Source organism: Actinosynnema sp. NPDC059335, assembly GCF_042752395.1.
GTDB lineage: Bacteria > Actinomycetota > Actinomycetes > Mycobacteriales > Pseudonocardiaceae > Actinosynnema.
The window spans coordinates 17,930-31,188 of the sequence record NZ_JBHYXZ010000101.1 but is presented as its reverse complement, the minus strand read 5'-3'; the positions used below and the strand labels follow the sequence as shown (position 1 = coordinate 31,188).

13 protein-coding genes are annotated in these 13,259 nt (G+C 73.1%); 7 read left to right on the top strand and 6 right to left on the bottom strand.

What is annotated here, in order from left to right; genetic code table 11:
* Window positions 1-39 precede the first annotated feature (39 nt).
* Both ACFXGA_RS27280 and ACFXGA_RS27275 read right to left on the bottom strand, forming a co-directional pair.
* The gene (locus ACFXGA_RS27280; RefSeq protein WP_378092554.1) at window positions 40-1,218 is read right to left on the bottom strand and encodes an endonuclease; all 1,179 of its coding nucleotides are present in this window, start codon (window positions 1,216-1,218) and stop codon (window positions 40-42) included.
* Between the two features lie 119 nt (window positions 1,219-1,337).
* Window positions 1,338-2,099, bottom strand: coding sequence for a class I SAM-dependent methyltransferase (locus ACFXGA_RS27275; protein ID WP_378092552.1), 762 nt, complete (start codon window positions 2,097-2,099; stop codon window positions 1,338-1,340).
* A 458-nt stretch (window positions 2,100-2,557) separates the two neighbouring features.
* On the opposite strand from ACFXGA_RS27275, the gene ACFXGA_RS27270 reads away from it, so the two are divergent.
* Genes ACFXGA_RS27270 through ACFXGA_RS27255 form a run of 4 tightly spaced genes read left to right on the top strand, consistent with a single transcriptional unit; the run spans window position 2,558 to window position 7,393 of the window.
* Window positions 2,558-3,565: a serine O-acetyltransferase gene (locus ACFXGA_RS27270; RefSeq protein ID WP_378092550.1), complete on the top strand. Its 1,008-nt coding sequence runs from the start codon at window positions 2,558-2,560 to the stop codon at window positions 3,563-3,565.
* A gap of 49 nt (window positions 3,566-3,614) precedes the next feature.
* Window positions 3,615-5,075, top strand: a complete 1,461-nt coding sequence (locus ACFXGA_RS27265) for an EamA family transporter (protein ID WP_378092547.1) — start codon at window positions 3,615-3,617, stop codon at window positions 5,073-5,075.
* A 3-nt stretch (window positions 5,076-5,078) separates the two neighbouring features.
* On the top strand, window positions 5,079-6,047 hold the full coding sequence (locus ACFXGA_RS27260; RefSeq protein WP_378092545.1) for a PLP-dependent cysteine synthase family protein: 969 nt from the start codon (window positions 5,079-5,081) through the stop codon (window positions 6,045-6,047).
* Window positions 6,044-7,393 (top strand): aminotransferase class V-fold PLP-dependent enzyme, encoded by a 1,350-nt coding sequence (locus ACFXGA_RS27255; RefSeq protein WP_378092543.1) that lies wholly within the window; start codon window positions 6,044-6,046, stop codon window positions 7,391-7,393. The genes ACFXGA_RS27260 and ACFXGA_RS27255 overlap by 4 nt, the downstream gene beginning before the upstream one ends.
* Window positions 7,394-7,408: 15 nt before the next feature.
* Here the strand turns inward: ACFXGA_RS27255 and ACFXGA_RS27250 are convergent, their stop codons facing one another.
* Complete coding sequence (locus ACFXGA_RS27250; protein ID WP_378092541.1) at window positions 7,409-8,194, bottom strand: alpha/beta hydrolase; 786 nt, start codon at window positions 8,192-8,194, stop codon at window positions 7,409-7,411.
* A 102-nt stretch (window positions 8,195-8,296) separates the two neighbouring features.
* On the opposite strand from ACFXGA_RS27250, the gene ACFXGA_RS27245 reads away from it, so the two are divergent.
* The gene (locus tag ACFXGA_RS27245; RefSeq protein ID WP_378092539.1) at window positions 8,297-8,944 is read left to right on the top strand and encodes a HemK2/MTQ2 family protein methyltransferase; all 648 of its coding nucleotides are present in this window, start codon (window positions 8,297-8,299) and stop codon (window positions 8,942-8,944) included.
* Window positions 8,928-9,119: a CDGSH iron-sulfur domain-containing protein gene (locus tag ACFXGA_RS27240; protein ID WP_378092537.1), complete on the top strand. Its 192-nt coding sequence runs from the start codon at window positions 8,928-8,930 to the stop codon at window positions 9,117-9,119. The genes ACFXGA_RS27245 and ACFXGA_RS27240 overlap by 17 nt, the downstream gene beginning before the upstream one ends.
* Window positions 9,120-9,128: 9 nt before the next feature.
* On the opposite strand, the gene ACFXGA_RS27235 is transcribed toward ACFXGA_RS27240, so the two are convergent.
* Genes ACFXGA_RS27235 through ACFXGA_RS27225 form a run of 3 tightly spaced genes read right to left on the bottom strand, consistent with a single transcriptional unit; the run spans window position 9,129 to window position 12,714 of the window.
* The gene (locus tag ACFXGA_RS27235) at window positions 9,129-10,136 is read right to left on the bottom strand and encodes an iron-containing redox enzyme family protein (protein WP_378092535.1); all 1,008 of its coding nucleotides are present in this window, start codon (window positions 10,134-10,136) and stop codon (window positions 9,129-9,131) included.
* Complete coding sequence (locus ACFXGA_RS27230; RefSeq protein ID WP_378092533.1) at window positions 10,133-11,206, bottom strand: glutamate--cysteine ligase; 1,074 nt, start codon at window positions 11,204-11,206, stop codon at window positions 10,133-10,135. Before ACFXGA_RS27230 ends, ACFXGA_RS27235 begins: the two co-directional genes overlap by 4 nt.
* The gene (locus tag ACFXGA_RS27225) at window positions 11,206-12,714 is read right to left on the bottom strand and encodes an FAD-dependent oxidoreductase (RefSeq protein ID WP_378092530.1); all 1,509 of its coding nucleotides are present in this window, start codon (window positions 12,712-12,714) and stop codon (window positions 11,206-11,208) included. The genes ACFXGA_RS27230 and ACFXGA_RS27225 overlap by 1 nt, the downstream gene beginning before the upstream one ends.
* 61 nt (window positions 12,715-12,775) lie before the next feature.
* Between ACFXGA_RS27225 and ACFXGA_RS27220 the strand changes: the two genes are divergently transcribed.
* Entirely contained in the window at window positions 12,776-13,213 is a 438-nt protein-coding gene (locus tag ACFXGA_RS27220; RefSeq protein ID WP_378092528.1) for a DUF6098 family protein, read from the top strand.
* The last annotated feature ends 46 nt before the right edge of the window (window positions 13,214-13,259 follow it).

Here is a 13,259-nt window from a genome sequence, read left to right as displayed (position 1 = left end):
CGCACCCGGTCGTCGGGTGCGGGCGCCGGCCGAACGCGCCTAACCCCAGATCGACGCGGCCCACTCGGGGTGGTCGATGAACGGGTTGCGGTTGCGCTGGAAGCTGTCGTAGATCACCTGGTTGCGGCGCTTCTCGAACGCGTCCGGCGGGTCCTGCGCGTGCCACTGCAGCAACACCGACAGCTTGCCGTGGTACGGCGCGGTGCCGTTGGCGACGCTGTTGTTCAGCTCCAGGTTCGGGTAGCCGTCGTTGCCCTCGTACCGGACCGCCATGTAGAAGAGCATCCGCGCGACGTCGCCCTTCACCGCGTTGCGCGGCTCCCACGAGTCGGCGTCGGTGTAGTTGCCGGGCGCCTCGGCCACGGGCGAGCCGCCCAGGTCGAAGTCCTTGTTGCCGCGCTCGGCGTTGACCGACACGTCGGTGGGCCGCAGGTGGTGGATGTCGGTGCCGGGGCCGGTCGCGGTGCCGAAGTCGCCGTGCGACTTGGCCCAGACGTGCTCGCGGTTCCAGTCGTCGGGGTCGCCGCCGTTGGTGGACTTGCTCTGCGAGCGCCCGGTGTAGAGCAGGATCACGTTGGCGCTGTTGGCCGGGTCCTGGTCGGTGACCTTCAACGCCTCCCACACCTGGTCGTAGGACAGCTTGGTGTTGGTCCGGATGATCCCGTTCAACGCCGACTTCAGCGACGCGCCGGTCTTGCCGAGCGCGTTGCGGTAGTAGGCGTCGGTGTCGCCGCTCGGAGCCGTGGTCGACGTGACGGTGGGGCCGGTGGTCGTGGTGGTCGTCGTCGGCGAGGTGCCGGCGTGGGCGAACGCGGTCGGCGACGTCAGGCCCGCGTGGGAGAAGTACGCGGTGAGCGGACCGGTGACGTCGATCCGCGCGCCGAGCAGGCCGGGGTTGGTGCGCAGGCCCCACTGCGCCCGGAAGGCGGAGGTGATCTGCACGTACAGCATCTGGCCGGTGCTCGTCTGGCCGGGCGAGTCGGCGAGCGCGAGCGCGTAGTCGGACGGGAAGTCGGACCGCACCACGGTGTTGGTGGCGGTCGGCTGGCCGACGACGTAACCGCGGACGGTCGCGGGCGCGCCGTCCTGCCGGCCGAGGGCCTGGGCGACGGTGATCGGCGTGGCGCCGACGGCGGCGGTCGGCACGAGCAGGGTGGCCGCGACGGCGGCGACGGCCACGACGAGAGCGATGGGGTGCAGCAGGGGTCGTACTCGCACGATTGGGTGTCTCCTCCCCGAGTGCGGCGCGCAGGGTGGCCGCACGCAGGCAGGATCGCACGAAAGATCACACTTCCGAGTGAATGATCACCGAACTTTCGTCACGGTTCGGGGATCCGCTACCTCCGACCCCACACCGCGATCGCCGGCATCGGGATCAGCAGCCCGCCGTCGCCGTCGGCGAACCGCTCGGCCGTCTCCCGCACGCGCTGCTCGATGCGCGCCCGGTCGGCGTCGCTCTGGCCGTCGAGCAGCGCGCCGGTGCGCACGGTCGCCTGCCGGTAGGCCGGGAACAGGTCGTCCACGCCCTCCAGCCGCCAGTCCAGGCGCAGCACCTCCGCGCCGGTCTCGGCGAACCCGGCGTCGGCCAGCGACGCGCGGCAGTTGTCCGGCTCGCTGTAGTGGTAGAAGTCGGGCCCCTCGGGCAGCGCCACGGGCTCGCCGAACTCCATGATCGCGTCGGACAGCAGGGAGAACCCGACCGCCTCCTCCGGCGACGCCCACACCGTGAAGCCGAACACCCCGCCGGGCGCGAGCACGCGGTGCGCCTCCCGGATCGCGCGCTCCGGATCGCTCAGGTGCAGCAGGCCGAAGTTCATCACGGCCCGGTCGAACGAGCCGGCGGCGAACGGCAGGTCGAGCGCGTCGCCCACCCGGAACTCCACCGCGCCGGACAACGCGCGCGCTTTCCCGATCATCTGCTCGGAGAAGTCGAGACCCACCGCGCGGGCGCCTCGGCGGGACGCCTCGGCGGCCACATATCCCGGTCCGGTGGCGATGTCGAGCAATCGCGTCCCGGTATCCACGCCGATCACGTCGAGCAGCGCCGAACCGGCCGAACCGGTCAACCCGCCCCAAGAGCGGTGATATCTGTCGACCACGAGTTGCCACCGGGACAACTCGAAGGACCGGAAATCCCGGGCATCCTGCGACAAACCCCCAGACAACGTTCCTCCCCGGTCCGCGCACGCCATTGCGCCCACCGGCCGATCGGGCGGCGATGGGTGCGACGACGGGATGCTAGCGGACCGCGCAAGACGGCCCGCACACCGGTGGACCGCCGCTGACCAGGGCAGATGACAACGCCCTGCGGACCGTTGGGACATCCGGGTGAAGTATCGAACCCCGATGTGTTTCGAGGTTATTAATTCCCGTTAATCGCGATCCACCGGCTGGTCCAATTCGGTGAACCTGTCCGGTCCGGACGCCACCGGGTGCGACCGATCGGCCCAGCGCACCGGCCGATCGGCGCACTCCGCCGCAAAACTGCGGTCGCAGAAGTGCGGACACCGAGGTAATGTCCCCGACCGCGACATCATCAGTTGACTAGGGGGAACCGGTGTCTGTCGTCCACGAGGAGTCCGCCGTTCCCGCGGATCGGGAAGCGGACGCGGCCCACTCCGAAATAGTCCGGGCGACGGAGAATGCGCTGGCGCCGCACGCGGCCGATTCCGCCGCGATCGGCCTCGACCACGTCGCCGCGGTCCGCCGCGCCGCCGACCTCGCGGTCGGCGACCTCCTCGCGCTCGCCCGCCGCGACCCGGCCGCGCTGGGCTCGTGGCGCTACGTGCTGGAGACCTACGCGTGCTTCCAGGCGGTGCTCTCCTACCGCGTCGCGCACGAGGTGCTGACCGCGCCGAGCGACGACCCGTGGCGGCGACGCGTGCTGGCGCGCAAGATCTCCGAGGCGGCGAAGGTCCGCACGGGCGTGGAGATCCACCCCGGCGCCACGATCGGCCCCCGGTTCATCATCGACCACGGCATGGGCACGGTCATCGGCGAGGACGTCACCATCGGCGCGGACTGCTACATCCTCCAGGGCGTGGTGCTCGGGGCGCTCGGCATCGCCGACAACGCCGCGGGCCGGCGGCACCCCACGCTCGGGGACCGGGTGCAGGTCGGCGGGTTCGCCCGCGTGCTCGGCCCGATCACGGTCGGCGACGACGTGACGATCGGCAGCCACGCCCTAGTCCGGGCGGACGTGCCCGCCGGCGCGCAGGTGGCGGTGCTGCACCAGTACCAGATGGTCGCCGGGCCGCGGCCGATCACCGTCTACGGCGTGGAAGGGCTCGGCGAGTACCGCTTCCGGCTGCACGGCAACGACCTGGACCGACCGGGCCTGGAGGTGCAGCTGCTCGGCCCGACGCAGCTGCCGCTGGCCGCCGGCGACTGGTCGGTGCTGCAGAACAGCGCGAAGTGCCTCACGGTCCAGATCTCGCCCCGGGCGCGCGGGCTGCGCTCGGTGGCGCACATCAGGGTCAGCCACGGCGGGTCCGAGGTGACCGTCGGCATCCCGCTGGCCCGCAAGTCGCGGGTGGCCGCGCGACCGCGCACCGCGATCGGCTGAGCCGCCGCCCGTCCAGCACACCACCATTCCAGTCTGGAGATCCCGCTCCATGTCCGCACCCGAGATCGAGGCGCCCGCTGCCGCCGCCGCGACGCCCGCTCGACCCCGACGGCAGACGGCGCTGCTCGGGGTGAGCTTCACCGCCGTCGTGCTGATCTGGGGCTCGACCTGGATCGCGATCAAGCTCGCGATCACCGACATGCCGCCGCTCACCGCGTCCGGCCTGCGCTTCATCGTCGCCGGTCCGGCGTTCATCGCGGCCTGCCTCGTGCTGCGCAAGCCGCTGCGGTACCCGAGCGGCATGGGCTGGTTCTTCGCCTTCATGGTGGGCTGCTACTTCACCGTGCCGTTCTTCCTGTTCAACTACGGCGAGCTGTACGTGTCGTCGGGCCTGGCGTCGATCTGCGTGTCGTCGGTGTCGATCCTCATGATCGTGTTCAGCGTGCCGATCCTGCGCACGCGCATCACCACCACGCAGGCCGCCGCCGTGCTGGTCGCGTTCGCCGCGCTGGGCACGCTGATCGTGCACTCGCAGGGCGTCGCGGTGACGCACGTGATCGGCGTGGCGGCACTGCTGGGCGCGGCGGTGATCCACGCGCTGGCCTACATCATGATCAAAAAGCACGGCGGCCGGATGCCGGCGCTCACCCTGAACACCCTGCCGATGGCCGTCGGCGGCGTGCTGCTCACGGGGTTGGGCCTGCTGGTCGAACGCCCCGGCGCGGAGGCGTTCACCGCGCGCAGCGTCGGCGCGACGATCTACCTCGGCGTGGTGGCCTCCGCGATCGGGTTCGCGGTGTACTTCTGGCTCCTCCAGCGGATGGACACGGTGATCGTGTCGTTCGCGTTCGTGCTGTTCCCGATCATCGCGCAGTTCCTGGCCGTGGTGATCGAGGGCGCGTCGTTCGGCTGGGTCGATTTGGTGCTGACGCTGGTGATCCTCGGCGCGTTCGGCGTCACGCAGTACAACCAGCGCAAGGTGCTGCCGCCGCCCGCCGCGGCGACCGCCGCGCTGGACGACGACGGGCGGCCGACCGACGCCGCGCTCGCCGAGGTCTACCGGCACGTGCTGACCCGCTACCCGTCCGAGGCGTGCGGGTTCATCCGCGCGAGCGGCGTGAAGGACTGCGTGAACGTGATCGAGGACCGGCCCGGGGTCTACGACCGGGAGAGCCGGACCGGCTACGCGTTCGGCGTGGACGACCTGCGCGAGCTGGAGGACTCGTTCGACGGCGACGACCCGGTCCGGGTGATCTACCACTCGCACCCCGACGCGGGCGCGTACTTCAGCGACGAGGACCACCGGTTCGCCGTGTTCGAGGGCACGCCGGTGTACCCGGTGCGCCACCTCGTCGTGGACACGTCGCGGGACGAGGTGCTCGGCGCGCGGTTGTTCGACTTCGACCCCGCGCGGGGCCGCTACACCGCGATCGCCACCTTCGGCGCGCCGCGCGAGAAGACCGTCCCCCCGCACGCGAAGACCGTGCCCCCGCACGCCGAGCAGGAGTGAGACATGGCCAAGGGCATCGCCGACTCGGTGCTGGACGCGATCGGCGACACGCCGGTCGTGCGGCTGTCGCGGCTGGAACCGGACCTGGACCGCGAGCTGCTGGTGAAGCTGGAGCTGCTCAACCCCGGCGGCAGCCACAAGGTGCGCATCGCGTTGAACATGATCCTGGAGGCGGAGAAGGACGGCGAGCTGGTCCGCGGCAGCGGGCAGACGATCATCGAGTCCACCGGCGGCAACACCGGGATCGGGCTGGCGATGGCGGCGGCCATCCTGGGCTACCGGCTGGTGCTGGTGATCCCGGACAACTACAGCCCGGCCAAGCAACGGCTGCTGCGGGGCTACGGCGCCGAGGTGCTGCTGTCCGACCACACGCTGGGCAACAACTCGCACGCCGAGATGGCGCTGGGGCTGCTGTTCGACAACCCGGACTGGGTGATGCTCAACCAGCAGGCCAACCCGGCGAACCCCGCGATCCACGTGCGCACCACCGCGGTGGAGATCCTGGACGCGCTCGGGCCGCGCCTGCCGGACGCGATGGTCGCGGGCGTCGGCACGGGCGGCCATCTCACCGGCGTGGGCAGGGTGCTGGCCGAGCACAACCCGGCGATGCGGATCGTCGCCGTGCAGCCGGAGGGCTGTTCGTTGCGGGACAACCAGTTCGTCACGCACTCCATCCAGGGCCTCGCCGTCGGGCTGGTGCCCGCGGTGCTGGACCTGGACCTCGTCACGGCCGAGGAGCAGGTGTCGTTCGACGACGCGCGGCGGATGATGCGGCAGGTCATGCGGACCGAGGGGTTGGCGGTCGGCATCTCGTCCGCGGCGAACCTGGTGGCGGCGTGCCGGGTGGCGCGGTCGCTGCCCGCCGGGTCGCGGGTGCTCACGTTCGCCTACGACGGCGTGCACGACTACCTCGACGCGCTGCCCGAGGACGTCGCGTTCGCCGAGGGCTCGGCCGCGGGGGAAGCGCGGTGACCCTGTTCCTGGACCCGGACCGGACCGTCCGGCCGTTCGCGCACCACCGGCCGACCGACGGGGCGCGGTCCGTGCTGCCCGCCGTGCTCGGCGCGGACCTCCAGGTGCCGCTGGGTTCCGGCGCGACGGCGTCGTTCGCGAACTTCGACCACGCCGCCACCGCGCCGTGCATGGTCGCCGTGGCCGAGGCCGCGCAGGCGTTCCTGCCCTGGTACGCCAGCACGCACGAGGGCTCCGGCACGTTGTCCGCGATGTCCACGGCCCGCTTCGACGAGGCGCGGCGGGTGGTCCGGGCGTTCATCGGCTGCCGGGACGACGACTACCTGGTCTTCACGCGCAACACCACGGACGCGTTGAAGCTGCTGGCGATGGCCGTGCCGGAGGGCACGACGGTGGTGGTGTTCTCCAGCGAGCACCACGCGTTGCTGCTGCCGTGGCGGGACGTGCGCCGGTTGCCGATCCCGTCGTCGGTCGAGGAGATGCTGGCGTCGTTGGACGAGGCGCTGTCCTCGCTCGGCGACTCGGCGCTGGTGGCGGTGAGCGCGGTGCTCAACGTGACCGGCGAGCTGATGCCGCTGGAGGACGTGGTCGCGCTGTGCCGCCGCCACGGCGCGCGGGTCGCGGTGGACGCGGCGCAGTACGCCGCGCACCAGCCCATCGACATCGCCGCCCTGGACGTGGACTACGTGGCGTTCAGCGGGCACAAGATGTACGCGCCGTTCGGCATCGGCGTGCTCGCCGGCCGGCCGGACTGGCTGGAGCGGGCGCGACCGCACCTCGCCGGGTGCGGCGCCACGGTGCACGTCGGCGACGGCACCGTGACGTGGGCGGCGGGCGCCCGGCGGCACGAGGCGGGCGGCGCGAACGTCGTGGGCGCGGTCGCGCTGGCGGCGGCGTGCCAGACGTTGCAGACCGCGTGGAACTCGGTGATGCCGTACGAGTCGGTGCTGCTGACCCGGTTGCGCTCCGGGTTGGCCGAGATCCCCGAGGTCGTCGAGGTGTCGTTGTTCGGCCCGGCCAGCGAACGCGTCGCGATGGTCGCGTTCACGGTGGACGGCGTGGACTCCGCGTTGCTGGCGACCGCCCTGTCGGTGGAGTACGGCATCGGCGTCCGCCACGGCGACTTCTGCGCCCGGCCCTTGGCCCGGCACCTGTCCGGCGAGCGCACCGCCGTGCGGGCCAGCCTGGGCCTGGGCATCGGGGTGGACCACGTCGACCGCCTGGTGGACGCGGTCCGCACGATCAGCGAGATCGGGCCGCGGATGTTCTACGTGGCCGAGGACGGCGCGTGGTGGCCCAGCACGGAGGCCACGGGCTCACGGCTGCACGTGCCGCCGACGCGGTAGGCGGCGCCACCCGGGTCAGCCCGGCGCGTGCACCGGCTCGGGCTCCGGCGCCGCGGTCCGGTCGCGGTCGCGGGCCCAGGCGGCCAGTCGTGGCGCGAGCAGCCGGTACACCTCGGGGTCCAGGCCCATGCCGGTGTGCGTGCTGTCCACCTCGACGCACTCCGCGCACGGGTCGGCGCACAGCTCCCAGGGCGCGATGAGGTCGTTGCGGGAGTACACCGCGATGGCGGGCACCCGCAGGGGCTGCTTGAGGCCGGTGGAGTGGGTGTCGTAGCACGCGCCCGCGAAGCAGTCCTCGTTCAGCAGCCCCGGGATCCCGACCCGCGACAGCCGGGCCAGGGTCCGCGCCACCCGCATCACGCTCGGGTGCGCGCCGAGCTGGTCCAGCACCGGGCTGGCGAGCATCACCAGGCCGCGCACGAGTTCCGGCCGCCGCACGGACACCAGCCGGGCCAGGCCGCCGCCCCGGCTCTGCCCGAACAGCACCACCGGGCCGCCGGTCGCCTCGGCGTGCGCCTCCAGCCCGCGTTCCAGCCGGTCGACCAGGTCGGACGTGCACCCCACGTTCAGCCCGATCCGCGCGCCGGTGGGCACGTAACCGCGTTTGCGCAGCCACGTCCTGGTCAGGTGCAGGCTGCGGTCGCCGAAACCGAACCCCGGCACGAGCAGCACGCCCAGGCCGCGGCCCTCCTCGGGGTCGGGGGCGCGCCAGACCGGGTGGGCCAGCAGGCGCGGGATGCCCAGCATCGCGACCAGCACCTGTTCCCGGGCCACCGCACGGGTCGCCTCCGCCACGCCCATCCGACCTCCCTGCCTCGGGGACACCGGGGTTCCCCCTCGGGGCGCGATCCATTCCTGTCCGCCGGTCCGTTTGCGTGCCAGAGCCGAGGGAACCACTGTCCTATGTGGTTGTGGAGGCCGCCGGGCGTGTACCGGCCCCAAGAGGACACCTGGTTGATGGCCGGGGCGCTGGAGCAGGCCGGGATGCCGCGCGGGGCGCGCGTGCTCGACGTCTGCACCGGCACCGGCGCGCTGGCGATCGCCTCGGGCGTGGCGGGGGCGGGTGAGGTCACGGCGGTGGACCTCAGCCGGCGCGCCCTCGCCGCGACCCGGGTCAACGCCCGGTTGCGCGGGCTGTCCGTGCGCGTGCGGCGCGGCGACTTCGGCGACCTGGTCGGCCGGGAGCGGTTCGACGTGGTCACGGCCAACCCGCCGTACGTGCCGAGCGCGGACGTGCCGGACCGGGGGCCCGCGCGGGCGTGGGACGCGGGGCTGGACGGGCGTTGCGTGCTCGACCGGCTGTGCGCGGTCATGCCGTTGTTGTTGGCGGACAAGGGCATGGGGTTGATCGTGCACTCGACGCTGTGCGACCCGGACGTGACGCTGCGTCAGTTGCGCGGCGGTGGTCTGAAGGCGTCGGTGGTCGCGCGCCGCACCGTCCCGTTCGGACCCGTGATGCGCGGCCGGGCCGCGTGGTTGGCCGAACGCGGGCTCATCGAATCCGGTCAGGAGCACGAGGAGTTGGTGGTGGTCCGTGCCGACGCAGCGTGAAGCCCGGGTGGTGACCGTCGTGCCCGGTGGGCCGGTGCTGGTGGAGGGGCCGGTCGAGCTGCGGCTGGACGACGGGACCGTGGTGTGCTCGGACCGGTTCGTCGTCGCGGTGTGCGCGTGCCGCCGCAGCAAGCGCTACCCGCTGTGCGACACGAGCCACCGCAAACGACGCTGACCTGTTGTCCTAACCGTCCTGGAGGGGCCGGCGCAACGCCGTCAGCCCCTCCTGCCACGCGCCCAGCAGGTGGTCGCCGAGCCGTTGTTCCAGCAGTTCGGTGGCCTGCACGCCGAACACCACGGATTCGGCCAGCTCCGGCTCGCGGGCCAGCAGGTCGCCGATCACGTCCCGCCGCATCACCTGTTCGTGCACGGCGTCCGCCTCGATGTGCTCGGTGAAGAACTCGACGCACGCCGGGTGCGCGTCCAGCCGCTCCAACGCCTTGGCCATCCGGGTGGCGCTGGGCGCGGTGGTGATCTCGGCCGCGGCGAAGTGCCCGACCAGCGCGCCGCGCAACGACCGGTGCAGGCCGCACAACGACATCAGGTTCACCGTCGCCAGCATCACCGCGGGGGCGTGCTCCAGGTACCGCAGGTAGCCGGGGTCCAGGTCGGCGCCGACGAGCAGGTCGGCGAACAGCCGCGAGTGCATCCGGTCGCCGCGCCCGCCGCCGAACTCGTCGAACTCCACCGCCACCAGCGCGGCCTTCGCCGCGCCGCGCAGGCGCGGGATCACCCAGGCGTGCGGGTCTGCCTCCTTCAGGTGGTAGATCGAGCGCAGGGCGAGGTACTCGCGCATGTGCCACCACTCCCCCTCGTCCTTGAGGAAGTGGCTCACCCCCACGCCGTCCACCGGCTCGACCAGCAGTTCGTCCAGCACACCGCCGATGTCCGCGCCGCCGGGCACGTCGGCCCGCAGGGCGTCGAGGAACACCCGCTCCAGGGCGGCGCGGAACCGCAGCAGCCCCGGGTCCCACTCCCAGTCGTCCGACACGCCGGCGAAGCCCTGGTAGTGCAGCTCGTAGCACACGTGCAAAGCCAGTTGGAGGTCTTCGCCGTACGGGTCCGCCGACCCGGGCGACGGCAGGTCCGCGGCCGGCGGGTCGGCGCGCAGGACGTCGAGGACGGCGGCCGAGAGCGGGCCGCGCGGCGCGGGGAGCACGGCGCGGTCGAGAGCAGGGTCCACAGTGGTCATGCCCGTGGACTACCCGCTCCGGTGGGCGCGCACGCGAGCACGTCCACGGCCGCCTCGGGTGATCCGGCCCTCAGTTGACGGGCCGCACCGGTCCCCTGCTCCACCACGCCCCGCACGAGTGACCGGATCAGGTCACGGTCGTCACCCAGCGCGTCGGACACGTGGTCGAGCAACGCGTCCACCAGGTCCGCGGCGGGCACCGGCCGCGCGGTGAACGGGTCCACGCCGGGGCCGGAGAGCCCGTAGCGGGCCGCCGTCCACACCGCCGCCGCCAGCACCTGGTCGTCCAACTCCGGGGCGGGACCGGCGGTGCGGGCGGTGTCCACGAGCGCCCGGGTGAGCCCGGCCTGGAGCAGCGCGTCGTCCACCGTGGCGGCGGCGTCGGCGGCGCGCACCTCCACCGTCGGGTACCGGGTCGACGGCCGGGCCAGCCAGAACGTCTGGCCGGGGTCCACCAGCACGCCGCAGTCCACCAGCCGGGCCACCCTGGCGTCGTGCTCGGCGGCCGTGCGGGAGAACGGCGGCACGCCCGAGCCGGGGAACGGCGCCTGGTGCACCACGCGCCAGCTCGCGTACCCGGTGTCGCGGTCCCGGTCGAACGGCGAGTTCGCGCCCAGCGCGAGCAGCGTCGGCAGCCACGGCCGCAGGTGGTTGACCACGTGCACCGCGGTCTCCCGGTCCGGCACGCCGACGTGCACGTGGCAGCCGCAGCACTGGTAGCCGTGCACCTGGCCGCGGTAGACCGAGTCGATCCGCTCGTAGCGCTCCCCCGCGCTCAGCGCCGGCCGCGGGTCGGCCAGCGGCGGCGAACCGGACGCGACCAGCCACAGGCCCTCGGCGCGGGCGGCGGCGGCCAACGCGCGCCGGCCCGCCGTCAACTGGTCGCGCAGCTCGTCCAGGCCCTCGCACACGCCGCTGGCGAACTCGACCTGCGCGGCGCTGAGCTCGCGGTGGACCCGCGCGCCGGGCGGCAGGTCGCGCACGCCCGCCAGCACGTCGGCCGCACGCGCCACGGGGCGGCGCGTCGACGGGTCCACCAGGAGGAACTCCTCCTCGACGCCGACCGTCATCAGGCGGGGTCGCGACGGGGCAGCGGCCGGGTGGCGGGCCCTTCCAGCACGCTGCCGTCCACGTCGAACCGCGAGCCGTGGCACGGGCAGTCCCAGCTGCGCTCCGCGGCGTTGAACCGGACCAGGCAGCCCAGGTGCGTGCAGCGCAACGACACGCCGTGCGCGACCCCGGCCTCGTCCCGGTACACGCCCGCCTTGCCCGTGCCGTCGCGCACCACCCGCGCCTCGCCGACCGGCACGTCCGCCACCGAGTCCACCTCGGCGGACTTCAGCCGGTCGCCGACGAGGTCCGCGGCCACCTTCGCGTTCAGCTTCGCGAGCTTCGGCGTGGCGCCCAGGGTCAGCCGGTGCGGGCTGAACCGCGCGGCCAGCGGGTTCTCCCGGCCCACGACCAGGTCGGTGAGCAGCTCGGCGGCCAGGGTGCCGTTGCTCAGGCCCCACTTCATGTAGCCGGTCGCGCCGTACAGCGTGGTCGAGCCGGGAGTGTAGGGGCCGATCATCGGCAGGTTGTCGTAGGCCGTCGGGTCCTGCGCGGACCAGCGGTGGGTCACCTCGGCGACGTCCCAGTGCTCGCGGGCGAACGTGGCCAGCTCCTCGTACGGCTCACCCGGCGACGACCCGGTCGGGTGACCGCGCCCGCAGACGATCAGCAGGTCGCCGGACCGCGACAGCGACCACGAGAGGCTGCCCGCGCTGATCGCCAGGCCCGTCGGGGGCGTGCCGGAGCGCAGGGTCGCGGCGACGCAGTAGGAGCGCATGGGCTCCAGCCGGGCGAAGTACAGGCCGCGGTCCAGGATCGGGTAGTGCGTGGCGATGACCACGCGTTCGGCGGTGACCGTGCCGTCCTCGGTGTGCACGCGGCTCGGCTTGCCGTCCTCGATGCGCAGCACGCGGCTGCCCTCGTAGACCCGCGACCCGTCGCCGTCCACGGCCTCCGCGAGGCCGCGCACGTACTTGGCCGGGTGGATCAGCAGCTGGCCGTCCAGCCGCACCGCCCCGGCCACCTCGAACGGCACGCCCATGTGCTCGCCGCGGTCGCGCGTCACCGGCAACCCGGCCTTGGCCGCCGCGGCGGCCTCCTGCTCGACCGAGGGCAGCTCCGACTCGTCGAACGCGTAGGTGTAGGCCGGCATGCGGCGCAGGTCGCAGTCGATGCCCAGCTCGGACACCAGCGCGGCCACCCGCTCGACGGCCGCCAGGTTGCCCGCGGCGTAGTCGGCCGCCGCCCCGGGGCCGTGCCTGCGCTCGATCGTGGAGTACACAGTGGACTGCAGGGCGGTGACCTTGGCGGTGTTGTTGCCGCTCACGCCGCCGCCCACGCGTTCCGCCTCCACCACGGCGACCCGCAGGCCCGCGCGCTTGAGCAGCAGCGCCGTGGTGACGCCGGTGATGCCGCCGCCGACCACTGCCACGTCCACCGCGGCCTCGCCGACGAGCACGGGGAACCGGCCGTGCGGGATCGCCTCCGACCACAACGAGTGGAGGGCGGTCGTGGTCGCTTCCGTCATGCTTTAGCTCATACCCGGCACCTCGGTGTTCGAACCTCCGCCGACGCGGTAACCCCGGCGCATGCGCAGCTTCGACGATCTCTCCGATTTGGTCTCCCTGGTCGAGGACCGCGCGCCCGCGCGCGAGCTGTACGTGCGCTGGTCGCAGGGGCCGGACGCGGACAGCGACCGGCGCAGCCGCGACGGGCTGAGCGGCGTGCACCTGCCCGGGCTGTCCGCCAACTCGCTGGCCATCGAACCGTGGTGGGGCGACCGGCCGCTGCGGCTCTGGGTGGCCCGCCGCCTGCACGACTACCGCCACCTGCGGGAACGGCGCGGTCCGGGCACCCGGCCGTGGGTGCTGGAGGGCCAGGAGGTCGGCCGCGGTCCGGACAACGAGCCGTTGGTGAAGTGCCACCGCCCGATCGGGTGGATCGCGGACGACGTGCTCACCGAGTGCGAACGCCTGGTCGAGGAGCACGCCGCCACGAACTGGGGCTCCCTGGACCGGGAGGGCTGACACGCCGCCGACCCGTTCGCGGTCGGTTCCGCAGTCGGTGTCGCTC